The organism is Sphingobacterium yanglingense, assembly GCF_004363245.1.
GTDB classification, from domain to species: Bacteria; Bacteroidota; Bacteroidia; order Sphingobacteriales; family Sphingobacteriaceae; genus Sphingobacterium; species Sphingobacterium yanglingense.
In genome coordinates this window covers 167,518-190,303 of sequence record NZ_SNYV01000014.1, presented here as the reverse complement: position 1 = coordinate 190,303, position 22,786 = coordinate 167,518, and the positions used below count along the sequence as shown (strand labels likewise).

Here is a 22,786-nt window from a genome sequence, read left to right as displayed (position 1 = left end):
GAGTTAATATTAAAACACCAATTTAGCTACCAATTTAATCACACAACTTATGTTAACAAACAATCAAGAAAAAGTTAAGCCACATCGTATAGGATCTAAACTCCTGTGGATTGCTTTAGCTACTGCTTGTTATTCTGGAGGGCAAGCTTATGCTAATCACTCCTTCTCTTTCGAGAAAACAACTAGCCAGGAAAAAATAAAAATCCAGGGTAAAGTAGTAGACAAGAACACCAAATCACCGTTACAAGGTGTCTCGATCCGGGCTAATGGAAAAACTATTACTTCCAGTAACTCAGAAGGAGCTTTCACTATTGACATCGTACCTGGAACAAGCGTCAGTTTTCAACTGATAGGTTATGATAACGTCACACAAACATTCAGCAGTGGGAATATAAATACGACCATACAATTAGCAGAAACATCTGAAGGCATTGAAGAGGTAGTGGTTACCGCTTTAGGAATCAAAAGAGAACAAAAAGCCCTGGGATATGCAGCTACAGAAATAAAAGGCGAACAGTTAACAGATGCTATCTCGAATAACTGGACAGACGCTCTTTCTGGAAAAGTGGCTGGAGTCAATCTTGTCCGCTCAGGTGGTGGACCGGCTAGCTCAAACAAAATCATCCTTCGTGGTGAAAATAATATTACCGGCGATAACAATGCTCTAATTGTTGTTGATGGAATTGTAATCAGTGGAAGTAGTGGTCAGATGACAGGTGGGGACCATGGAGCTTATCTTTCAGGAGATTCTCCTGTAGATTACGGTTCCGGCCTTTCCGACATCAATCCAGAAGACATTGCCAATATTACCGTACTTAAAGGCCCCAATGCAACCGCTCTATATGGACAACGAGGAGCAAACGGAGCAATAATAATCACGACTAAATCGGGATCAAACCGCAAAGGAATTGGCGTAACTGTCACCTCTAACTCAACTATTGAATCAATATCGAGATGGCCGGATTATCAATTTGAATACGGACAAGGAGATCAGGGCAACAATTTCTACTCTTACTTAGATGGTAATGGGTTAACAAGTACACGAAGTACGAGTTCAGCCTGGGGGCCTAAATTTGATGGTCAACTGTTTTACCAATTCGATCCCGTTACACAGACTCGTGCCAAAGAGCCAACACCTTGGGTCCCCTATCCTAATGCACGTAAAGAGTTTTTTGATACAGGACGTACCTTTACCAATTCAATCACATTAGATGGTGGCAATGATCGCACTAACATGCGTTTCTCCTACACCAACTTAAATAACAAATGGATTATTCCAAACACCGGATATGATCGCAATACGGTGTCTATTAATGCAGCGCATAAGGTAACCGACAAGTTAAAGGTCCAAACCCGAGTCAACTACAAACAGAACCAGAGTGACAACCTGCCGTCTACAGGATACAACAACCAATCCTTCATGTATTGGAATATATTTTGGGTTCCCAATGCGCCTTTAGACTGGTTAAAACCTTACTGGCTTCATGGACAGGAAGGTAATAGACAAAACTATCCGTTCAGTTCTTATCCTGACAACCCATATTTGATGGCTTATGAAATGCTCAACAAATCAAAACGTAATGGAATTACAGGAAATGTTGAGGCTACATACGAGTTCTCAGAAAATCTTAATATCATGGCCAGAACAAATCTGGACTTCGGTATAGAGAAACGATCACAACAGCGCCCTTTTGATACAGAAAAGTTCAGAAAAGGAATGTATAGAACACAATCTATCCATAACCAAGAGACTAGTGCAGATATCATGATCAACTACAAAAAGGACATCAATAAAGATATCAAAACCACATTGTCTATCGGAGGTAGTACCTTACGCAATGAAAAGTCTCAAGAACGTAATTACGCAGATTCACTATCAGTAGCAAACAACTATACTATGGCCAATGCCGCAGGAATAGTAGTCTCATCTCCGTTACAAGAACAATACAAACTCAATAGCTGGTTTGCACTAGGTACTTTCTCTTATAAGGACTATCTTTTCTTTGACTTCTCGGCCCGTAATGACTGGGCTAGTACCTTAGCTACCCCTGAGCGAAAAGGGAACTCTTCCTTTTTCTATCCTTCGGCTAACTTGAGTGTAATTCTATCAGATTTACTGAATTTACCAAATGAAATTTCTTACTTGAAACTTCGTTCTTCTATTGCGAGTGTGGGGAGTGGAGGCACCACAGCATACCTTACCTCCTATACATATAATCCGGAGATCACCTTCCCGGGAGGGGCATCCAACCCAACTTTAATCCCCAACCCTAATTTAAACCCCTTACGCACAAATAGCTTCGAAATAGGCTCCGACATGCGCCTTTTCAAAAGTCGTATGAATCTGGGATTGACATATTACGTAGGCAATACATTTAATCAACATCTTAAAGCAACGGTAGACCGGGGGTCTGGCTATAGTACCATCCTCCTAAATGCGGGTGAAATAAGAAATAGTGGTATTGAAATAGAAGCTGGCGGATCCCCGATAAAGAAAAAAGATTTCTCTTGGAACCTTAATGGAACGTTTGCGGCAAACCGCAATAAGGTAATAGAACTCACTGATATTTTGCCTAACATCGTACTGCAAAATGGTCCAGGTAGCCGAGGAGCCATTATTGCCTACGTAGGTGGAAGCATGGGTGATTTGTATGGCCGTGGTTACGAAAGATCTCCTCAAGGAGAAATCGTCTACCAAAACGGCATCCCTCAGCTAGGTACCGACTTGAAGTATATTGGCAATACTAACCCAAAGTGGAAAGCTAGTTTAAATAATGAATTCAAATACAAACAATTCAGAGCAAGTTTTCTATTTGATGCACAAATTGGAGCCGTCGCTTACTCACTGACCGCAGCCAATCTAGCCGAACAAGGCAAAACCAAAAACACTTTACCAGGACGTTATAATGGAATTATCGGCAAAGGAGTCATTAGCAATGGTGACGGTACCTATAGACCTAATGATTATATCACCGAAAACATCTGGGATTATTACACTGCTCATTTAGGAAAGGATAATGTAGAAAGCACGAGCTATTCCACCGATTTTCTAAAACTAAGAGAAGCACGAATAGATTACTCTCTTAGCCCACAACAGCTGTCAAAGATAGGACTCCAAAGAGCCACAATAGGTCTTTTTGGGAGAGATTTATTTATGTGGACCGATTGGCCTGTATTCGACCCAGAATTTGGGACATTAGGAGGTTCGGATATCAACAAAGGGTTTGAGTTAGGACAGTTTCCTTCAACACGGACATTAGGAATTAACATTGTAATCGGAATTTAGTCATGAATTTTATAAAACTTAGAAATATATTTGGCGCAATAGCCCTATCTATGTTAATTGCTTCCTGTAACAAGGGATTCGAAGACATAAATACTAATCCAAACGGGTTAAAAGAAGTAACTGCAGCCAACTTACTGGCCCCTGCTCTAAAAAAATCAGTCGAGTACAACATGAGTAGAGCACAACGTGTCACGAATGAGCTCATGCAGGTAACCGTAGATATGGGCGATGGAGATGGAAAGATATTCCGTTACGAAATTAGAGCCAATGAAGCGGATTATCTATACAATAATCTATTTGTACAGATCAATAATTTTAAAGACATCTATAGATTAGCCGAGGCGGAAAACAATAAAACTTTTATGGGAATTTCTTTAGTCGCTCAAACATGGTTATTTTCCATTTTGACCGATACCTATGGAGACATTCCTTATTCCCAAGCGATAGGTGGAAGAGATTTGAATATCACACCGACATTTGACAGTCAAGAGGATATTTATAAAGGATTTTTCCAAAACTTAGATTCTGCCAATAACTACTTAAGCAATGCAAGTAATATTATTGAAACCGCAGACCCGATTTTTAAGGGGAACGCAACTTTATGGCGAAAATTTGGCAACTCCTTACATCTACGTCTACTGCTGCGAGCATCTAATAAAGTGGGAATTAATGCTGCTCAAAAGATAAAACGCATGGTAGATGACGAACCGACCAAATATCCAATAATGGAAAAAAATGACGAATCTGCTATCTTAAGATGGACAGGTGTAGCACCTTATACTTCTCCATTTGCCACTTGGCGTCCAGGAGATTGGTACGGGCCTAAACTGACATCATTCTTTGTCGACAACCTTAATGAATGGTCAGATCCCCGCATCCAAAGATGGGCAACGCTTTACGACGGAAACTACGAGGGCATTCCAAGTGGATATCCCATCGGGAGCAATCCGAAAGCCAAATCCACATTGTTAACATCATTATTGAGCGAACCCCTACTCGGAAACATACTTAATTATGCAGAGCTACAATTTATACTCGCAGAAGCGGCAGCAAAAAATTGGATAGGCAAAAAAACGGCAAAAGAATACTATGAGACAGGCATAAAAAATGCAATCGAAATGTGGGGAGTAACCATGCCTGATTACTATCTCACTGGAATACATATCAACTGGGATAACGCAACGAGCCTAGACCAGCAAATGGCACTGATACACCAACAAAAGTATTACTCTCTATTCTTCACCGATCTACAGTCTTGGTTTGAATTTAGACGTACCGGCCATCCAGAACTTCCTATTCTTTCAGGACACTTTAACGGTGGTATAATGCCTGCCAGACTTAATTACCCTGTTTATCTACAAGCTGCAAATCCCGAAAACTATAAAGCAGCCGTATCCAGACAAGGGCCTGATAATATAAACACATTAATGTGGTGGCAAAAACCTTAATGCAGTATACAATGAAAACGATATTAAATAGAATACTAAAAAGTAGCGCACTAGTTTTAATAGTAGCTACTGTTGGATTATTCCATAGTTGTGATGATAAAGAAAAGACCTACATCGGAGAATTAAGTCCCTATATCGCTTTAGAAGATGTGAGAGCCTTACATAAAGGCCAAACGGTAACACTAAGTTCGGAACAACTTAGTGGTGCTTCTCAAATCTATGGAACGGTAATTTCAGACCACCGATATGGCAACGTACCGGAAGGGATCGTTGTCCTACAACAATATAAACGTCAACGACTACGCGGCATAGTATTACAGCTTGGTTCCGAAGCCTCGTCTTATCTCCCAGGAGATTCGATCGTAGTCAATATCAGTAACAAATCCTTGGTAAGAGATGGATTTTTAATGATTCAAAATATTAAAAATGAAGACATAAAAAAAATATCATCTGATAATAGAATTAATGCTTTAACAACTGTAGCAGCCAATATTAATACTAATCCTGAAAATTACGAATCTACAATGATAAAGGTTGTCGGAGGACAAATGTTTCCGAAACCAGAGGCAAGCGAGGTCTTCAAAGGAACTAAGTTAATGATTCAGGCAACCGATACCATTGGAGTAGCTACGCTAGAGGGAGCTGACTATGCGGAAATGCAAGTACCACGCAACATTACTGCCACTGGTATTATGCTCGGGGCTAAACCTGGGACTGCTACCAAAAACCTCATTTATCCACGATACAAGCAAGATATAGTAGATGTATCCGACCCAGACGTCCCTGAATACATTGGCTCCACTCCTATTATTATAACAGGATTCTGTAATGATCCTTCAGGAGGAGATGGAAATTACGAATATATACAGCTCATGGCTAATGTCGACATCGATTTTAAAGAAGTACCGTTTTCCTTGGTAACGAGTAACAATGCTGGAAAAGAACTACATACTGCAGGCTGGGCCACAGGAGGTGGTAAAACCTATAAATTTAACTTAACCACAGGGTCAGTCAAAAAAGGAGAAATGTTCTATGTAGGCGGTCATCGTAAGCTAATCAATGGTGCGAACTCGACCAGCATCGCAAGCGCTAAATGGATTCGCGTCATCGAGACCTCCAAAAACCCTGGAGACGGATTTGGAAATTCAAACTCCAATATCCTAGCAAACAGTGGTAATGCAGGAGGTATAGCTATTTTTGTAGGAACAAATATCTCTGAACAGTCCGTACCAGTAGATGTTCTTTTCTTTGGTGGACTGGCAACAGAATCAATAATTTCCTCAGATAAGACACATGGTTACCGAATAGCCAACACAGACCATTATGCACAGTACAACGCAGCAACAGGTGAATTAACCCCTTTCTTCTCTATGGGAGGTGATGCTAAAATTAATGATTTTAGATTCGAACACCATGGTGGGCCAACCGATACGGACATTGGCTATTTCTTCCAACTAGGAGGTACATTTAATACCACAACCCGTAAATGGGACAGCCCTAGAGAGCGTACGTTGATTTTACTAGACAAACAGTCCACAATACAGCAAATAGAGCAAGGGAATGGAATGACGAAACAAGTAAACTAAGTGTAAAAGCAGTTTTGCTGGAAGATACCAGCAAAACTGCTTTCAACACCAACAGTCCTTAAACCTAAAATTCAAATGCAAATCAATAAAATTCTCAAATCAACTTTTATTTTTCTATCATTAGTCATCTTTGGCAACTCCTCGTGCAAAGACAAGGTAGTTGTTCCCACTAAAGAAGAAAACAATACATCTACATCATTCGATCTTAACGACATTGGTATTTTGCCCTCTTATTACATAGGGCCAAATGTAGAACTAACTCTAAAGGGAAAAGGCTTTCAGAAGGAAGACATTATCACTTTTGCGCCACGAGATCAACAATCGCCAGCGATAAACCTACAGATCAAAACAATCCTTTCAGACGGAATCCTATTAAACTCATCCAATGAATTCAAAAATGGAATATATAGAATCCTAGTTAAAAGAGGAAACTCACAACGTCAAATTGGACAGACTAGCATTTCTGCCGTATTCAATCCCAATATTCCAGACAAAGAAGGGATGACAATAAAGGGTAGCGTCTATGCAAATGGGAGAGGTATTGCCAATGTGGTCGTCTCAGATGGTAATGAAGTGACCAGAACAGATGAAAACGGAATATACTATCTAGCTTCAAACAAGTCTACAGGCTATGTGTTTGTTTCTATTCCTGGCAATTACGAGATAGTAAACAGTAATGGCAATCTTCCTGTTTTTTATCACTTTTTGAGCGCAGCAAACCAAGAAATCGAGATAAAAGACTTCGAATTAAAACCCGTCAACAACGAAAACCATGTTGTATTTAGCATTGCTGATTTACACTTGGCAAATCGTACAGATGATTTAAATCAATTTCAAAACGGTTTTGTCAAAGACATCAATCAGCAAATTGAGAGCCTACAAAGCCAAGGTAAAAAAGTGTACGGTCTAACCTTAGGTGATCTGACATGGGATGGCTACTGGTATAGTAACAACTTTATGATGCCTGAATATGTCAAACAGATCAGTAATGTAAAGGCACCTATTTTCAACGTCATAGGTAACCATGATAATGACCCTTATGTGGCTAATGACTGGCTATCAGAAAATCCTTTCAGAAATGCACTAGGGCCAACTTATTACTCGTTTAATTTAGGTAAGATACACTATATCGTACTCGACGACACAGAGTACCTTAACAAAGGTGCTACCTCGGGAATCATAGGAGATCGTGAATACAATGGAAAGATAACTGATCAACAAATGAATTGGTTAGCGAAAGACTTAGAAACGATTTCTTCGAATACCCCAATTATAGTAGCCACACATATTCAGATCCATAATGCTCCTTCGGAAAAAGGTACACTCCCATCCTTCAGAATCAGCGATGGAGACAAGTTAATAAATCTATTCAACCGCTTCAATGAAGTTCATATCCTTACAGGGCACACACACGTTAATTATCGTGTCCCTCGTGATAATAAAATCATGGAGCATAACACGGCAGCCGTATGTGCTACTTGGTGGTGGACAGGCAATAAAGGCTATGCTAACAACCACATTGCTCCCGATGGTAGTCCAGGTGGTTATGGGATATGGGATATGAACGGGGACAAAATAAAATGGAGTTATAAATCCATTGGATATGAGCCAACGTACCAATTTAGAGCGTACGACCTAAACAAGGTTCACATTACAGCAGATACCTATACTCCAAATGCGAGTGATCAATACAAAAAATTAGTACCTAAATATGCCTATACCTTTGCTGGGGAGAATAAAAACAATGAAGTGCTAATTAACGTATGGGGTTATGATCCAGAGTGGACCGTATCTGTCACAGAAAATAGCGTCCCCTTACAGGTGGAGCGTGTAAGCTCTCGAGACCCGCTACATCTTATCTCCTACGGTATGAAACGACTGAATGTGAATGCCGAACCAACTTTTGCTGCTGCTAACACATCACATATGTTCAAAGTAAAAGCCAGTTCAGCAACCAGTAGCTTAGAAATAAAAGTCACTGATCGCTTTGGAAACGTTTATAACGAAACGATGACAAGACCAAAAGCTTTTTCATATAATATGCGTTAGTAGAGAATACGTCATTATTTTTTAATTTTACAGATTACAAAATTATTGAGCATGTCAAATAACAAAGTAAATATTATAACAACCGCCTTAGTATTAGGACTATTAACATCTTCCTGCAACACTCAAAAGCAAGTTCGTATGCAAAATCCTGAATTCCCTATCTTCTCTTACGAAGGCCACCGAGGTGCTAGAGGGCTATATCCCGAAAACTCAATAGGTGCGATGAAAACGGCTATTGACCTACCTAAGGTAACAACCTTAGAAATGGACTGTCATATCACTAAAGACAAAAAAGTGGTCGTATATCATGACGATTATTTAAATCCTAAATTCGTCACTTACAAAAACGGCACTGAGCTTAAAGGGAAAGATATAAAAGGAACAATATATAATTATACCTGGAAAGAGCTCGGTAATTTTGACTTAGGATTAAAAGGGAACATCGACTTTCCAGAGCAAAAGAAGTCTGCGACACCAATAGCCTTGTTAAAGGACCTTATCAAGGAATCCGAAGCCTACGCCAAAGAAAAAAAGCGTGCTCCGATGTTCTATAATATTGAGACCAAAAGTAATGAAGGCAAAGACCATGAGTGGCACCCCGCTCCACAGGAATTTTCGGACCTAATATTAGAAATTGTAATTGAGCAAGGGATAGCACCTAGGACAGTTATACAATCTTTTGATAAGCGAACCATTCAGTACATCAATAAAAATTATCCGCAGATCAAAACATCTTATTTAATCGGAGCCAAAAACAGTAAAAGCATAAAAGAACTCGTTGCAGATCTTGGTTTCACTCCATTCATTATAAGTCCACACTACAGCATCGCCAACGCAACTTTTATAAAACAGGCACATGACCTTGGTATCAAGATCGTCCCATGGACAGTCAACAGCAAAAAAGAAATTACCGAGCTAGAAGCCCTAAAAGTAGACGGCATCATTAGCGACTACCCAAACCTATTTTAAAACACACAAACTATGTTCAGTATATTTAAGCCAGCCTCGCACAAAGCGAGGCTGCCAGAAGACCGTATTGACGCTGAGTATAAAAAACTCAGACTACAGGTATTCCTTGGGATATTCTTAGGTTATGCGGCCTATTATTTTGTGCGTAAGAACTTCTCTTTTGCCGTAAAAGACCTGCAGGACACCTTAGGTTACAGTAAAGCGGAGCTCGGATTCGCCATGTCCGCCATCTCTATAGCCTATGGATTAAGCAAATTCTTTATGGGGAATGTTTCGGATCGAAGCAATGCCCGCTATTTTCTAGCCGCCGGACTTATCCTATCCTCCTTGACCATGATCTTCATGGGATTCTCCTCTTTTGCAACCTCCTCAATAACCATCATGTTTGTCCTCTTATTTATCAATGGATGGGTACAAGGGATGGGATGGCCAGCTTGTGGACGCGTCGTCGTACACTGGTACTCCATCAAAGAGCGCGGTACCGCTATGTCTATATGGAATTTAGCACACAATGTAGGGGGCTTTTTAGTAGGTCCATTAGCCATATTAGGTGTAGAGCTATTCGTAGATTGGCAAGCACGTTTATACTTTCCAGGATTAGCGGCATTGCTTGTTGCCATCCTCTCTATCTTTCTAGTCAGGGATACCCCACAATCCTGTGGTCTCCCTCCTATCGAAGAGTATAAAAATGATTACCCAAAAACCTATGAAGCCTCTCAGGAAAAAGAATTCAGTTCAAAAGAGATCTTCTTCAAATACGTATTGAACAACAAATTGCTTTGGTACATTGCCATTGCAAATGCCTTTGTATACCTCGTCCGAAACGGCATTATCAACTGGGCACCTACCTTCCTTCAGGAAGCAAAACATTTTACAGCATCCGAAGCGACTTGGTCTGCCTCTATTTATGAACTGGCCGCCATTCCGGGAACTATCCTATGTGGTGTGATGAGCGACAAGCTCTTTAAAGGGCGAAGAGCTCCAGTTACCATTCTATATATGGCGCTAACCTTCTTGGCCGTAGCCATGTACTGGTTGACACCGGGAGAAAACCAATGGATGGTAAATGGCGCATTATGGTCAATTGGCTTTTTAATATATGGCCCTGTAATGCTGATCGGTGTTCAGGCCTTAGACTTAGTCCCTAAAAAGGCTGCAGGTACTGCTGCTGGGCTCACCGGATTATTTGGTTATTTCATTGGTGACCTTCTTGCAAATGCAGCCCTTGGCGCAATAGTAGACAAAAGTGGCTGGGATGCCTCCTTTGAGATTATCCTGTTAGCATCTGCATTAGCAATATTGTTTACAGCCTTCACCTGGAACAAAGAAAAAGAGTTCTTGCGCCTCAAATAATAGAATAGGCAACGAGATCAGTTTAAGTTTGGCGCGATATCTGTGCATATTTACATATGGAAAAGACCCTATTTCGCTTTTTGAACAGGATAAACAAACTTATCCTACCTCGTTATAGTCACAAAGACCCTTCAAAACTAAATAAGCTACAACAAATCGTTGTAGCTTATCGATATTATATCCTTACAAGAGCCTTAGATTAAGATTTCTTCGACACCGTAGCATTCGCAATCAACCCACCGTCATCACTTTTAATATGCATATCGGTCTGCGGATATGGGATTGAGATCCCCTTCTCATCCAATGCAACCTTTATTTTCTCTCTCAATCCATTAGCCGTTGCCCAGAATACCTCACGTTTTACCCAGCCTCGTATCGTCAGATTGACCGAACTATCAGCCAGTTCACCAACAAACACATCCGGTGCGGGAGTTTTCAAAACTTCAGCTTCACTTGTCAAAACACCTAAAATAGTATCCTTAGCAACCTTAATATTATCTTCGTATGCAATTCCGATTACAAATTCAAATCTCCGGGACAGAATCTTCGTGTAATTTTTAATCACCGAGTTGGCCAGAGTACCATTCGGACTAAAGATCTTTATTCCACTATCATCCGTCAATGTGGTGTACAATATATCTATCCGATCTACCGTACCAGTAGATCCATTCGCACTGGAAATATAATCACCTACCTCAAAAGGTCTGAACACAAGAATCAGTACACCACCCGCAAAATTCGATAGACTTCCTTGCAATGCCATACCTACGGCAAGACCGAAGGCCGACAACACAGCAATAAAAGATGTAGTCTGTATCCCCATCGTATTAGCTACCGTCAAGATCAACATCGCATACAGTACAAACTTCAGTAAGCTTGAGACAAAACTACGGATAGAGCGATCCACATTACGTTTTTCAAATCGACTGTTCAAAAATTTAAGAAAGAACTTAATAGCATAACGCCCAACCACCAACACAATCAGCGCAGCAGCGATAGTCGGCAACTTCAATACAATTAGATCAATCAGTTTTTCTATTCTAGTTTCAACATTTTCCATAAGCAAATATTTTATATTCGAGTTTGTCCTTTATACAAATCTATAAAATATCCACGTTAGAATAGGAATACTACTGCATATTTTGAATATCTTTAACCTCATGATATACCTGGACAACAATGCAACCAGCCGGTTGGATGAACGAGTTCTCGACAGTATGCTCCCCTACCTAAGGGACGATTATGCTAATGCTTCCAGCCTACAGCACAAAATGGGGAGACATGCTAATCAGGCCATCGAAGAATCACGCAGATCCGTTTCCCACGTACTACAGGCCCAGCCTAAAGAAATATTCTTTACCTCAGGAGCGACAGAAAGTATTAATACCGTACTTCGAGGCGTATTCTTACGATACCACTCCAAAGGCAACCATATCATTACCTGCCAGACAGAACACAAAGCCACCTTATCTACCTGCGAATACTTAGAAAAGAAAGGTGCCCGGATCAGCTATCTACCCGTAGACAAAAATGGAGCTATTGATTTAGATACACTAAAATCAGCCATCACTCCACAAACCATTTTGGTAAGTTTAATGTCCGTCAATAATGAGACAGGCGTCATCCATCCTATAAAAGATATAGCCAATATCTGTCAGGACAATAACCTATTATTCTTTTGCGATAGCACACAGTCTATCGGCAAACAGGCCTTTGATCTCACATCTGTACCCTTAGACTTCTGCTGCCTTAGCGCCCACAAATTCCACGGACCTAAAGGAATCGGAGCACTATTCATCCGGCGAAAAAGCAGACCGCTGCAAGTAGAATCCCTTATCACGGGAGGCAATCAGGAGCAAGCACTTCGTGGAGGCACCTACAATGTACCCGCAATCGTCGGGATGGGGACAGCATGCCTGCAAGCAAATGAAGTAGACTTCTCCGCAATAGAACAATTACGGAACTACTTTGAACACCGCATAATGACCGAGATTGATGACTGTACTGTTAATGCAAAAGAAGCTCCGCGAATCTGTAATACCAGCAATATCATGTTCAAGCATGTACGTGGCAATGAGCTCATGACAAAGATGCCTAATATCGCTGTATCATCAGGGTCTGCTTGCGTATCGGGGAGTAGAGACCCTTCACATGTACTCAAAGCTATGGGACTCACCGACGACGAGGCCTTTTGTAGCCTTCGTTTCAGTTTATCCAAACACACAACACAACAAGAGATAGACCGTACCGTGGAGAGTCTTAAAACAGCCATTAATACCATCCGCAAACAGTCTCCGATATGGCAGATGTACAAAGATGGGCTTTTAGGATAATATGACAGTTCCGTAACGTGGCATACTTGCGTTTAGCAAATATTTTACGAAATTTGTAAGAGATTAATTAATAATACTATGGTAACAATTACAGACAAAGCCAAAGAGCGTATCCTTCAGGTTATAAAGGATGAACAATATGATGAGAGCTATTTTGTTCGGGTAGCTGTTACTAGCGGAGGCTGTTCCGGACTTTCCTATCACCTCAATTTCGATAACGAAGAAAAAAAAGGAGATCAGTTCTGTGAAGACAAAGGAATAAAAATCTGCCTAGATATCAAGTCTTACTTATATCTAGCTGGTACAGAATTGGATTATTCCGACGGACTTACAGGAAAAGGCTTCGAATTCCATAATCCGAATGCTTCACGTACCTGTGCTTGTGGCGAAAGCTTCTCCGTATAAACAATTAAAGAACAATCCCTAAAAATAGGTAAAACAACCTCATTGTTTTACCTATTATACTCCTTAAGCCTCAATCCACCGACCTTCACCATTCTAATACTGCGCATATCATTACCGCCTACCACATCCCTTTTTGAATACAGCTATGCATTTAAAAATTTTACAATAAAAACCATTATACAATTGTCATTTTGATTACATTTGCAGAGCAATGTTGCTATATTAATATCTAAATTGATGATATAAGCTTCCAGAGAAGCTAAAATAAGTGTAATTATATATGGGACGTAACCTATTAAAAAGAGAACAAGCAATCACCTTTGTTAAGGAAACTTTTTCGACTCATTTGAGGCAGGCTTTAAATCTGATACCGATATCATCTCCCCTGATAGTTTTGGACGGAACAGGAATAAACGACGATCTCAACGGAATAGAACGTCCAGTCTCCTTCCCTATTAAATCATTGAATGAAGAACGTGCTGTCGTCGTACACTCCCTTGCCAAATGGAAAAGGGTACGCCTCAAAGAACTCGAACTCGAGCCGGAGGAAGGCATAATCACCGACATGCGTGCACTACGTCCTGACGAAGATTACTCCCCCATTCATTCTATATATGTAGATCAATGGGATTGGGAAAAAACAATCCTCAGCAAAAGCCGTAATTTAGGCTATTTAAAAGATACCGTAAAAAAAATATACGCGGCATTGGTAGAAACAGAAAAAGCGGTCGAACATCAGTATCCCGACCGTAAGGCTATACTACCGGAACAAATCTTCTTTATTTCATCCGAAGAATTACTGAACAAATATCCCGGATACACTCCGAAAGAGAGAGAGAATGCTATTGCCCAGGAATATGGAGCAGTTTTCCTCTATGGTATCGGCGGAGAGCTCTCCAATGGATTTTCCCATGACGGACGGGCAGCAGATTACGACGATTGGAGTACCGACAACGATGCCGGATACAAAGGTTTAAATGGCGATATACTCGTTTGGAACCCACTCCTTAATAGTGCATTTGAACTATCTTCCATGGGAATAAGGGTCAATAAAGAAGCCCTTATCAAACAATTGGAAATACGTAACTGTACAGACCGCAGCAAATTGTCTTTCCATCAGATGCTATTGAGTGACCTCCTACCCGAATCTATCGGTGGGGGCATCGGACAATCACGTGTATGTATGTTCATGCTCAAACTCGCCCATATAGGCGAAGTACAGGTCAGCATCTGGGATCCTGAACGTAAACAAAAATTAGCCAACGAAGATATCTTTCTACTCTAATTCTAATATAAAAGGTCGGATTCAAAATCCGACCTTTTATATTATTTCAATAGGTTAACCTCATAGAGATCCTTACGCCTATCCTTCAAAATCTTCACTGTACCATATTCGTGCAGATCCCTCAACGCATAAAGGTCCACATCTGCAATCAATACCATCTCCGTATTGGGAGTTGCCTCCGCTTTCACGGCATTATTCGGAAATGCAAAATCTGAAGGGGTAAACACCGCAGACTGTGAATACTGTATATCCATATTATTCACCCTCGGCAGGTTTCCTACAGATCCCGCTATCGCGACATAACATTCATTCTCGATTGCTCTCGCTTGTGCACAGTGCCTCACCCGCATATAACCATTCTGGGTATCCGTCATAAACGGAACAAAGAGAATCTGCATCCCTTGGTCAGCCAATATCCTACCTAACTCCGGAAACTCCACATCATAACAAATTAACAGTCCCACCTTACCACAGTCTGTATCAAATACCTTCACTTCATTGCCACCGGCCATACCATAATGTTTGAACTCATTTGGTGTAATATGGACTTTACGGAAAGAATCAATATGTCCACTGCGATGGCATAAATACGATACATTGTAAAGTTTATTCCTTTCATATAGTGGCATAGACCCCGCAATGATATTCACATTATACGATACTGCAAACTGTCGTATTTTATTCACGATCTCCTTAGTTTGTCCCGCCAGCTTCTCCATCGCTTCCCGCTCAGGTAGATCATTATAATAGCGCATCAATGGTGTGTTGAAAAACTCGGGAAACAAAGCAAAATCAGCTCCATAGTCACTAACCGCATCTACGAAAAACTCCACCTGATCATAGAAGTCCTCCAATCCTGTAAACAAGCGCATCTGCCATTGCACCAGTCCCAATCGAATTGTCTGTTTAGAAGCCGAATGCGAACGAGCGTCTGGTTCATAGTAAATATTATTCCATTCCAACAATGTCGCAAATTCCATAGACTCACTATCCTCTGGCAGATAGTTCTTCAGGATCTTCTTGACATGAAAATCATTTGACAACTGAAAAGTTAGTGTGGGATCAAATATTTCCTTCCGTTTCACCCGGTCGATATACACCCGAGGACTCATCTCGTCGGCGTAATTAAAATAGTTGGGAATACGCCCACCTGCCACAATACTCTTTAGATTCAATTCCTCACACAGCTCCTTTCGGGAGTCGTACAGACGCCTTCCCAACCGCAAAGACCTGTACTCCGGATGCACGAATACCTCGATCCCATACAGCGTATCACCTTCATAATCATGTTTGGAAAACTTACCGTCATCAATGATCTCGTAATAACTGTCATAAATATTACTCTTCTTCGAGTTCAATATAATTGAGAGCGCACAGGCAACAACCCTACCGTTCACTTCAACAGCGAGTTGCCCCTCAGGAAATACATCTATGAGGTCTACAATATTTTCACGGGTCCAGACCTCACCTACACCTTGGTAAGCTTCCGACATCGATTTTTTAAGATCTTTGTAATCTTCCTTCGAGAGCAACCTAACTTTAATATCCATCATATGTTATCGTGTATATATTTAAGAGTTAACAGTTTTCAACTAACCATTCAAAAGTGATACCAATCTATACAAAAAAACGTCTTGTCTCGCTATCATTACATCAGAACACATAGCCAAACAAGACGCTTCATCCAGAGGGAGAACCTTCTTATGCTTCTCCTTTCGTACCTCCAAAGTTTAACGGGAAGGGTACATCCTTAGATGATATCGAACCGTTCTGTCCTTCAAAGCGATTTACATTATCCTGCAATGCACCTAATAGCCGTTTAGCGTGCTCTGGAGTCAAGATAATTCTAGACTTAACCTTTGCCTTAGGCAATCCCGGCATAATACGGACAAAGTCCAGTACAAACTCAGTATTCGAATGCGTGATTATAGCCAGGTTAGAATATGTTCCTTCAGCTACCTCTTCGCTCAACTCAATACTTATCTCATTATTTTCGCCATTTGGCGTATTATTATCATTATTCATATTTTTATTTTTTTTATTGTTTAGAAGACCCTATCAACCCTATTAACTATTTCGTAAAACTTCTAAAGTCCTGACCATCTTCAATAGTCAATACCATCTCATAAATAAGGCGGATTACATTATCTACGTCCTCCTTGTGGATCATTTCTACCGTCGTGTGCATATAACGAAGTGGCAATGAGATCAAGGCTGAAGGCACACCTCCATTAGAGTACGCAAAGGCATCTGTATCTGTTCCCGTATACCGCGAAGAAGCTTGACGTTGGAAAGGTATTCCATTTTTCTCTGCCACATCGATCAATAAACGGTTCAGGTTAATCTGTACAGCAGGTGCATACGATACCACAGGGCCTTTTCCACAAGCTAGATCTCCCTGTGTGATTTTATTGATCATCGGAGTCTGCGTATCATGCGTCACATCAGTCACGATAGCCACATTAGGCTTGATATAGTCAGCAATCATCTCTGCGCCTCTCAAACCGATCTCTTCCTGTACCGAATTCACGATATACAAACCAAATGGAAGCTTCTTCTTATTTTCTTTCAATAGACGTGCGACCTCTGCAATCATAAAGCCTCCGGCACGGTTATCCAATGCCCGTCCTACATAGTAGCGGTCATTCAGTACCATAAACTCATCTTCATACGTCACTACAGATCCCACATGAATCCCCAACGCCTCCACTTCCTCTTTTGAAGTACATCCACAGTCTAAAAAGATATTCTTCAAACTTGGAGCTTCCTCTTTCTCGCCCGAGCGCGTGTGGATTGCTGGCCAACCGAATACTGCTTTCACAATTCCTTTGTCCGTATGGATGTTCACACGTTTTGAGGGTGCGATCTGATGATCAGAACCACCATTACGGATCACATAGATCAGACCATCTTTTGTGATATAGTTAACGAACCAAGAGATCTCATCTGCATGCGCTTCAATAACTACCTTATACTTCGCTTTAGGATTAATGATACCGACTGCCGTACCGTAATTATCGATATAAGTATCATCCACATAAGGCTTCAAATAGTCCAGCCACAATCTTTGCCCTGCCCATTCAAACCCCGTAGGTGAAGGGTTATTTATATATTTTTCAAAAAATGTCAGTGATTCTTTCGTAACAACAGATTTATGTTCTACTTCTTTACTACTCTTCTTTGCCATATCTAATTAGTTTGCTCACAAAATAAAAATAATTATGTTAATCCTAAAATTATACAATAACAATTGGCGAATGCCAAGCATTTTATCTAAGTTTACTTCGCAAAAAATTACACTATGGATTTTATCTTTAATGCTATTCACTGGAATATAGACCAAGAGTTGTTCAAAATTGGCTCTTTCGGAATACGTTATTATTCCCTCTGTTGGCTTCTAGCGTTTGCTCTTTCCTATGTACTGATGCTCAAGGTATTCAAAAGAGAAAATAAAACTCAAGAAGACCTGGACAAACTCAGCATCTATATTTTCGTAGGAATACTTCTTGGTGCCCGTGTCGGTCATTGCCTATTCTATGAATTTGACGAATATATCACCAAACCTTGGATGATGTTTCTTCCCTTCCAGATCGATGCCCGAGGTGAATGGCACTTTACAGGCTTCCAAGGCTTAGCATCTCATGGAGCTGTAGTCGGAACCCTTATAGCCCTGTACCTTTATGCTAAAAAAACGAAGACTGATTTCCTGTGGATTGCAGATCGCCTTGTGCTCGTAGTCCCTATAGCAGGTGCTTTTGTACGCTTAGGCAATTTTTTCAATTCCGAGATTATTGGCAAACCAGCAGATCCGAGCTTACCTTGGGCTGTAATATTTGAAAATGCAGGCCTTAGACCTGCTGAATTAAATATGATACCTAGGCATCCGGCACAGTTGTATGAAGCTATAGGCTATGTTATATTATTCATTATACTGTGGAATATGTACCAAAAGAATAAAAGTCCAAAACCAGGATTGTTATTCGGATTGTTTTTTGCCGTATTATTTGCGATACGTTTCGTTATGGAATTCTTCAAAGAAAATCAAGAAGAGTTTGAAGCGGGCATGCTATTCAACATGGGACAACTACTCAGTATACCCCTAATAATTATAGGTTTATACTTCATATTTAGAAAACCAAAAGACAACACTGTAAAGAAATAAACACGAAGCCCCTTACCAAAAGGGGCTTTTATTTTGAATATAAACATGCATAAAAACAAAAAATTAATCTTGCTGATCCTCGGTCTATTATCCGCAATAGGCCCATTCTCAATCGATATGTACCTCCCTGCATTCGAGACCATTTCCAAAGACTTCAGTACTTCTATTGACAAAGTCCAGCTATCACTCACCGCATTTTTCATTGGAATAGCCATAGGACAAATCATCTACGGTCCTCTCTTAGATCGATTTGGCCGTAAGAAGCCCCTCATCATAGGCCTATTTATCTATATAGTGACCTCTGTGCTTTGTGTATTCACAAGAGATATCGAAAGTCTAATAGCGCTCCGTTTTTTACAAGCATTAGGCAGTTGTGCCGGAATGGTTGCTTCCAGAGCTATGGTACAGGATTACTACGAGCCACGGGAAGCTGCCCGTACTTTTAGTCTATTAATGCTCGTTGTAGCAATATCCCCCATATTAGCACCATCAGCAGGAGCATTCCTAATGGAGCATCTGGACTGGCATTACATTTTTATCACCCTAGCTGCTTTAGGAGTGCTTATCATTATCGGCACCATATTCTTCCTCCCAGAGAGCTACAAGGGGAATCCTAATTTTTCATTGCTTCCCCCAGCCATAATCCGGCAATATTGGAGTGTATTCGTAAACAGAACCTTTATCAGTTATTGTCTTATAGGCTCCATTGCAGCCGCAGGCCTATACGCCTATCTCGCAGGCTCCTCTTTCATTATTCAAGAATTATATGGACTCTCTAAAAAGGAATACGGTTTGATATTCGCATTTGTGGCCTCGGCACTTATTCTGGCCACACAGCTTAACCGTCAATTCTTGAAACGCTGGACCATGTCCCAAATCAGCAGGGTTGCAAACTGTGGTCAGGCACTCGTAGGGATTGCGATGTTAGTAAGCGTATGGACACATACCTTGAATCTACAGATTCTAATCGCTTTAGTTTTCGGCTATCTCTTATGTCAAGGTTTTATATTTCCCAACACATCAGCTATGGCACTTTCTCCCTTTAAAAGTGCGGCAGGAAGCGCCTCTGCATTATTAGGATGTTTACAGATGGGATTAGGAGCCCTATCATCAGGAGTTGTTAGTTTCTTCCACAACAGCACAGAAGCCCCTATGCTACTTGTTATGTGCAGTTGTGCGTGTATCGCTTTGCTATTACATCTCTTTGCTGTACCACCGCGCGAAACGGCACATAAGTCTTAGATCAGACTTTCGATGGCTAAGCGGTAACTATCCAGACCAAAGCCCAGTATAACACCTTTACAGTTTTTCGAAAGATAAGAATGGTGTCTAAAAGTCTCTCGTTGATGTACATTAGAGATATGTACCTCGACGACGGGCGTATTTATAGCCGCTATAGCATCAGCAAGAGCCACCGAAGTGTGTGTATACGCTCCGGCATTCAATACCACACCATCAAAGTCGAAGCCGACCTCATGAAGCTTATCAATAAGAATACCTTCCGTATTGCTTTGGAAATAATACAGATCCAAGGATTCGTATTTCGCTTTCAAAGTCTCAAAATAACCTTCAAAAGATTGATCGCCGTATATACTTTTCTCCCTTACGCCCAAAAGATTGAGATTGGGACCATTCATTATCAATATCTTCTTCATAAATCCAGAACAATTATCAGCCTGAGCCAATAGTTTTATTAAAACGGTTAAAGAATAAACCTACATAAATTCAGTATTAAATACAATATAATCACATCATAATATAAAAATGAATTTTGCAGCACTCCTCATCCATACAGCCTCCCTATAGCGAAAGCATATTAAAAGTCGTTATAGAAGCTACGGAATGACGAACGTAATCCGACAGAGATCACACCTGATTTCTGAGTGGCCTGATCTTCAATCTTACGGTAACGCTGGGTATATCCCAATTCCAAACGGAGGTTATACCTCGGATTCAACACATAAGCAGCTTTAGCATCGGCATAATACAAGTTATTCTTCACTCCCTGTCCGATTTTATTACCATACATATTAGGAATGGTTGTATAAGATTGAAATATATCACCTCCCATATTTGCCCCATCAGCAGGATCTGTGCCATATAAGCTATACAAAGCCTGCAGCGAAAAATCAAAACGCTTCCAGGAATAGTTAGCGATACCTACAACCTCCCTGAAATTAGCCCCTCTTGGATGCGCCAGTGGTTCTCCGTGATTGCTATAATTAGAGGTCGAAGAGAAGTGTTGATACGTATAAGGCCGGGCCAGATTATACTCACCGAGGAAGTTTAGATTTTTAACACCAAAAGCATCAAATCCTCTCACACCAATCTGTGCTCCCCACTTGTTGTGGGCATAACCATTATTAGCGAAGAACTCCTTAGCCGTAAATTCGCCTAATAAAAACTGTCCATATACCGAGACATTGTTCAACACCTTATACTTCGCGTTTAGACCTAAAAACATCTTATCCGGAGAGGATGAGTTATTAGACTCCACTGGTCTCAAAAAAATAACAGGATTTAGGTAGTTAAAATCAAATCCCCGATGTCCGGCTTCGTTTTCATTAGCCCAGGTAATCGCCTGAAAAAAACCAACTGACAACCTGTTCGTTGCATTGTAGTCTAAATATTGAAAAGCTCCCCACTTAATACCATCACCTAATCTAGCAGAAGGGTTTGCCGGATCTATTCTAGGATTCTTCTGATCCAACATATAAGCCCATACCGATGTATACTGCACATTACCTATTGTACCTCTCAGCTTAAGGTGCGTATAGTTACCCGAAAAATCAGACAGTAACATAGAGCGGTAACCATCCCCGATATGGTTCTTATCATACGCCAAGGTCGTTTGAAAATAAGGACTAAAATCGTAAGTCACACTAGCCGTAGCATACATCCAGTCCTTTACATTTTTCGACTGATTTTTAACAGTACCATGCCCAGGCATCACACCATTTGCTATCGCATAATCATCAATATATTGTGGGTACACCCCTTGATTCTCGAAAAAGTTAGTATAAAAGGTCAATTTATCTCCTATAGTCAAGCCAGCCTGAAAACCACGTCCATTCAGCCATGTAGTACGTTTATCCGCTCCCATCAATTCCGAACCAATCTGAAAATCCGGCAAAAAATCCATATAAAAAGTATGATCCTCCTTCTCGACCTGCACCAGATGCTCATTAAACAACTTACGCATAAACCAATTCTGGGATTCCGTGCTATTTGCGGATTCTAGAGAATCCTTACGTTCCAACAACCTCCCTTTATATAAAAAGGGCTTAGAAGCCGTATGTAAACGAAACTCCGGGCTGTACAAGATATCACTATACTTTTGAGTCTGTTGAAATGAATAGGGTTGATTACTAACTTGCGCTCGTACTGTAAGCGTTGCCATCGAAGACAAAAGTGCAACTAATAAACTAGTGGTAATCTTTCTATTCATATTCTATTTCTTTAAAATTTCTATTATTACTATCAAAATCTATTCCCATCTCACCTGGCAAAGGTAACTTTTTTTTTGAAACACATTAAAACAGGTAATTTCAAAGGAAGGTTTACTTTTATCACTAAGGCAGTGACTGGCCAATACTTTTTTTCTGCAAAAAAAGGTACACAAAAACCGGAACGAAGTGTAGCTCATAGGAACCGAATAGAGGTGACCTTGTAGCATATGGATTCTGAGGCCGTAAACCTATCGTAGCACAAATATACATCTTACAGTAGATAAGGATTTCCAGCCTTGTGATGGCCAGCAACGTTGGAGGCCTAGGAAACCGCCATGATAGCTTTACGTGCCATGATGAACATAAGCTACACAGTCTTGATTCTTAGTTACTTTTGCTTGATCAAAAGTAACTAAACCTACATGGCTATGAATGCATAAATTATTTGTTCCTAAAAAATG

Annotated in this window: 17 protein-coding genes; 11 read left to right on the top strand and 6 right to left on the bottom strand. The window is 40.6% G+C overall.

Translation table 11 applies throughout. From position 1 onward, the window contains the following. Positions 1-49: 49 nt before the first annotated feature. The 6 genes from CLV99_RS12010 to glpT all read left to right on the top strand — a co-directional run bounded on the left by CLV99_RS12010 (position 50) and on the right by glpT (position 10,691). Positions 50-3,286: a SusC/RagA family TonB-linked outer membrane protein gene (locus CLV99_RS12010; protein ID WP_133584751.1), complete on the top strand. Its 3,237-nt coding sequence runs from the start codon at positions 50-52 to the stop codon at positions 3,284-3,286. A gap of 2 nt (positions 3,287-3,288) precedes the next feature. Then, complete coding sequence (locus CLV99_RS12005) at positions 3,289-4,734, top strand: SusD/RagB family nutrient-binding outer membrane lipoprotein (RefSeq protein WP_133584750.1); 1,446 nt, start codon at positions 3,289-3,291, stop codon at positions 4,732-4,734. An 11-nt stretch (positions 4,735-4,745) separates the two neighbouring features. Continuing rightward, a complete protein-coding gene (locus tag CLV99_RS12000; RefSeq protein ID WP_133584749.1) occupies positions 4,746-6,320 on the top strand; it encodes a DUF5689 domain-containing protein in 1,575 nt (524 codons plus the stop codon). A gap of 75 nt (positions 6,321-6,395) precedes the next feature. Then, entirely contained in the window at positions 6,396-8,369 is a 1,974-nt protein-coding gene (locus CLV99_RS11995) for a calcineurin-like phosphoesterase C-terminal domain-containing protein (RefSeq protein WP_133584748.1), read from the top strand. A 138-nt stretch (positions 8,370-8,507) separates the two neighbouring features. Then, positions 8,508-9,338 carry a glycerophosphodiester phosphodiesterase family protein gene (locus CLV99_RS11990; RefSeq protein WP_246032750.1) on the top strand — a complete coding sequence of 277 codons (831 nt, stop codon included), beginning with the start codon at positions 8,508-8,510 and terminating at the stop codon, positions 9,336-9,338. 12 nt (positions 9,339-9,350) lie between these two features. Further along, the gene (gene glpT / locus CLV99_RS11985) at positions 9,351-10,691 is read left to right on the top strand and encodes a glycerol-3-phosphate transporter (RefSeq protein ID WP_133584746.1); all 1,341 of its coding nucleotides are present in this window, start codon (positions 9,351-9,353) and stop codon (positions 10,689-10,691) included. Positions 10,692-10,890: 199 nt separating this feature from the next. Here glpT and CLV99_RS11980 read toward each other — a convergent pair whose 3' ends face one another. Further along, positions 10,891-11,751, bottom strand: coding sequence for a mechanosensitive ion channel family protein (locus tag CLV99_RS11980; RefSeq protein ID WP_133584745.1), 861 nt, complete (start codon positions 11,749-11,751; stop codon positions 10,891-10,893). Positions 11,752-11,851: 100 nt separating this feature from the next. Between CLV99_RS11980 and CLV99_RS11975 the strand changes: the two genes are divergently transcribed. The 3 genes from CLV99_RS11975 to asnA all read left to right on the top strand — a co-directional run bounded on the left by CLV99_RS11975 (position 11,852) and on the right by asnA (position 14,714). After that, positions 11,852-13,024, top strand: a complete 1,173-nt coding sequence (locus tag CLV99_RS11975; RefSeq protein ID WP_133584744.1) for a cysteine desulfurase family protein — start codon at positions 11,852-11,854, stop codon at positions 13,022-13,024. Between the two features lie 78 nt (positions 13,025-13,102). Next, a complete protein-coding gene (locus CLV99_RS11970; protein ID WP_133584743.1) occupies positions 13,103-13,429 on the top strand; it encodes a HesB/IscA family protein in 327 nt (108 codons plus the stop codon). Positions 13,430-13,709: 280 nt separating this feature from the next. Then, positions 13,710-14,714 (top strand): aspartate--ammonia ligase, encoded by a 1,005-nt coding sequence (gene asnA, locus CLV99_RS11965; RefSeq protein WP_133584742.1) that lies wholly within the window; start codon positions 13,710-13,712, stop codon positions 14,712-14,714. Between the two features lie 41 nt (positions 14,715-14,755). Here asnA and CLV99_RS11960 read toward each other — a convergent pair whose 3' ends face one another. The 3 genes from CLV99_RS11960 to CLV99_RS11950 all read right to left on the bottom strand — a co-directional run bounded on the left by CLV99_RS11960 (position 14,756) and on the right by CLV99_RS11950 (position 17,901). Beyond that, on the bottom strand, positions 14,756-16,264 hold the full coding sequence (locus tag CLV99_RS11960) for a bifunctional GNAT family N-acetyltransferase/carbon-nitrogen hydrolase family protein (protein ID WP_133585093.1): 1,509 nt from the start codon (positions 16,262-16,264) through the stop codon (positions 14,756-14,758). A 151-nt stretch (positions 16,265-16,415) separates the two neighbouring features. Further along, positions 16,416-16,739: a DUF3467 domain-containing protein gene (locus CLV99_RS11955; protein ID WP_133584741.1), complete on the bottom strand. Its 324-nt coding sequence runs from the start codon at positions 16,737-16,739 to the stop codon at positions 16,416-16,418. Positions 16,740-16,785: 46 nt separating this feature from the next. Then, positions 16,786-17,901, bottom strand: a complete 1,116-nt coding sequence (locus CLV99_RS11950) for a M42 family metallopeptidase (RefSeq protein ID WP_133584740.1) — start codon at positions 17,899-17,901, stop codon at positions 16,786-16,788. A gap of 114 nt (positions 17,902-18,015) precedes the next feature. Here CLV99_RS11950 and lgt point away from each other — a divergent pair, with 114 nt between their 5' ends. Both lgt and CLV99_RS11940 read left to right on the top strand, forming a co-directional pair. Continuing rightward, positions 18,016-18,876 carry a prolipoprotein diacylglyceryl transferase gene (gene lgt / locus CLV99_RS11945; RefSeq protein WP_133584739.1) on the top strand — a complete coding sequence of 287 codons (861 nt, stop codon included), beginning with the start codon at positions 18,016-18,018 and terminating at the stop codon, positions 18,874-18,876. Positions 18,877-18,921: 45 nt separating this feature from the next. Continuing rightward, positions 18,922-20,118, top strand: coding sequence for a multidrug effflux MFS transporter (locus tag CLV99_RS11940; RefSeq protein WP_133584738.1), 1,197 nt, complete (start codon positions 18,922-18,924; stop codon positions 20,116-20,118). Here CLV99_RS11940 and aroQ read toward each other — a convergent pair. Both aroQ and CLV99_RS11930 read right to left on the bottom strand, forming a co-directional pair. Beyond that, positions 20,115-20,531 (bottom strand): type II 3-dehydroquinate dehydratase, encoded by a 417-nt coding sequence (gene aroQ, locus CLV99_RS11935; protein ID WP_133584737.1) that lies wholly within the window; start codon positions 20,529-20,531, stop codon positions 20,115-20,117. The two genes, CLV99_RS11940 and aroQ, sit on opposite strands and share 4 nt — an antisense overlap. Positions 20,532-20,692: 161 nt before the next feature. Then, complete coding sequence (locus CLV99_RS11930) at positions 20,693-22,324, bottom strand: gliding motility protein RemB (protein WP_133584736.1); 1,632 nt, start codon at positions 22,322-22,324, stop codon at positions 20,693-20,695. Positions 22,325-22,786 lie beyond the last annotated feature (462 nt).

Bases quoted from the DNA above. Each gene is read 5' to 3' on its own strand.
- CLV99_RS12010 (WP_133584751.1), top strand. From the start codon at position 50: ATGTTAACAAACAATCAAGAAAAAGTTAAGCCACATCGTATAGGATCT.
- CLV99_RS11930 (WP_133584736.1), bottom strand. From the start codon at position 22,324: ATGAATAGAAAGATTACCACTAGTTTATTAGTTGCACTTTTGTCTTCG.
- CLV99_RS11940 (WP_133584738.1), top strand. From the start codon at position 18,922: ATGCATAAAAACAAAAAATTAATCTTGCTGATCCTCGGTCTATTATCC.
- CLV99_RS11960 (WP_133585093.1), bottom strand. From the start codon at position 16,264: ATGGATATTAAAGTTAGGTTGCTCTCGAAGGAAGATTACAAAGATCTT.
- CLV99_RS12005 (WP_133584750.1), top strand. From the start codon at position 3,289: ATGAATTTTATAAAACTTAGAAATATATTTGGCGCAATAGCCCTATCT.
- CLV99_RS12000 (WP_133584749.1), top strand. From the start codon at position 4,746: ATGAAAACGATATTAAATAGAATACTAAAAAGTAGCGCACTAGTTTTA.
- CLV99_RS11955 (WP_133584741.1), bottom strand. From the start codon at position 16,739: ATGAATAATGATAATAATACGCCAAATGGCGAAAATAATGAGATAAGT.
- asnA (WP_133584742.1), top strand. From the start codon at position 13,710: ATGGGACGTAACCTATTAAAAAGAGAACAAGCAATCACCTTTGTTAAG.
- CLV99_RS11975 (WP_133584744.1), top strand. From the start codon at position 11,852: ATGATATACCTGGACAACAATGCAACCAGCCGGTTGGATGAACGAGTT.
- CLV99_RS11950 (WP_133584740.1), bottom strand. From the start codon at position 17,901: ATGGCAAAGAAGAGTAGTAAAGAAGTAGAACATAAATCTGTTGTTACG.
- glpT (WP_133584746.1), top strand. From the start codon at position 9,351: ATGTTCAGTATATTTAAGCCAGCCTCGCACAAAGCGAGGCTGCCAGAA.
- CLV99_RS11990 (WP_246032750.1), top strand. From the start codon at position 8,508: ATGCAAAATCCTGAATTCCCTATCTTCTCTTACGAAGGCCACCGAGGT.
- lgt (WP_133584739.1), top strand. From the start codon at position 18,016: ATGGATTTTATCTTTAATGCTATTCACTGGAATATAGACCAAGAGTTG.
- CLV99_RS11980 (WP_133584745.1), bottom strand. From the start codon at position 11,751: ATGGAAAATGTTGAAACTAGAATAGAAAAACTGATTGATCTAATTGTA.
- CLV99_RS11970 (WP_133584743.1), top strand. From the start codon at position 13,103: ATGGTAACAATTACAGACAAAGCCAAAGAGCGTATCCTTCAGGTTATA.
- aroQ (WP_133584737.1), bottom strand. From the start codon at position 20,531: ATGAAGAAGATATTGATAATGAATGGTCCCAATCTCAATCTTTTGGGC.
- CLV99_RS11995 (WP_133584748.1), top strand. From the start codon at position 6,396: ATGCAAATCAATAAAATTCTCAAATCAACTTTTATTTTTCTATCATTA.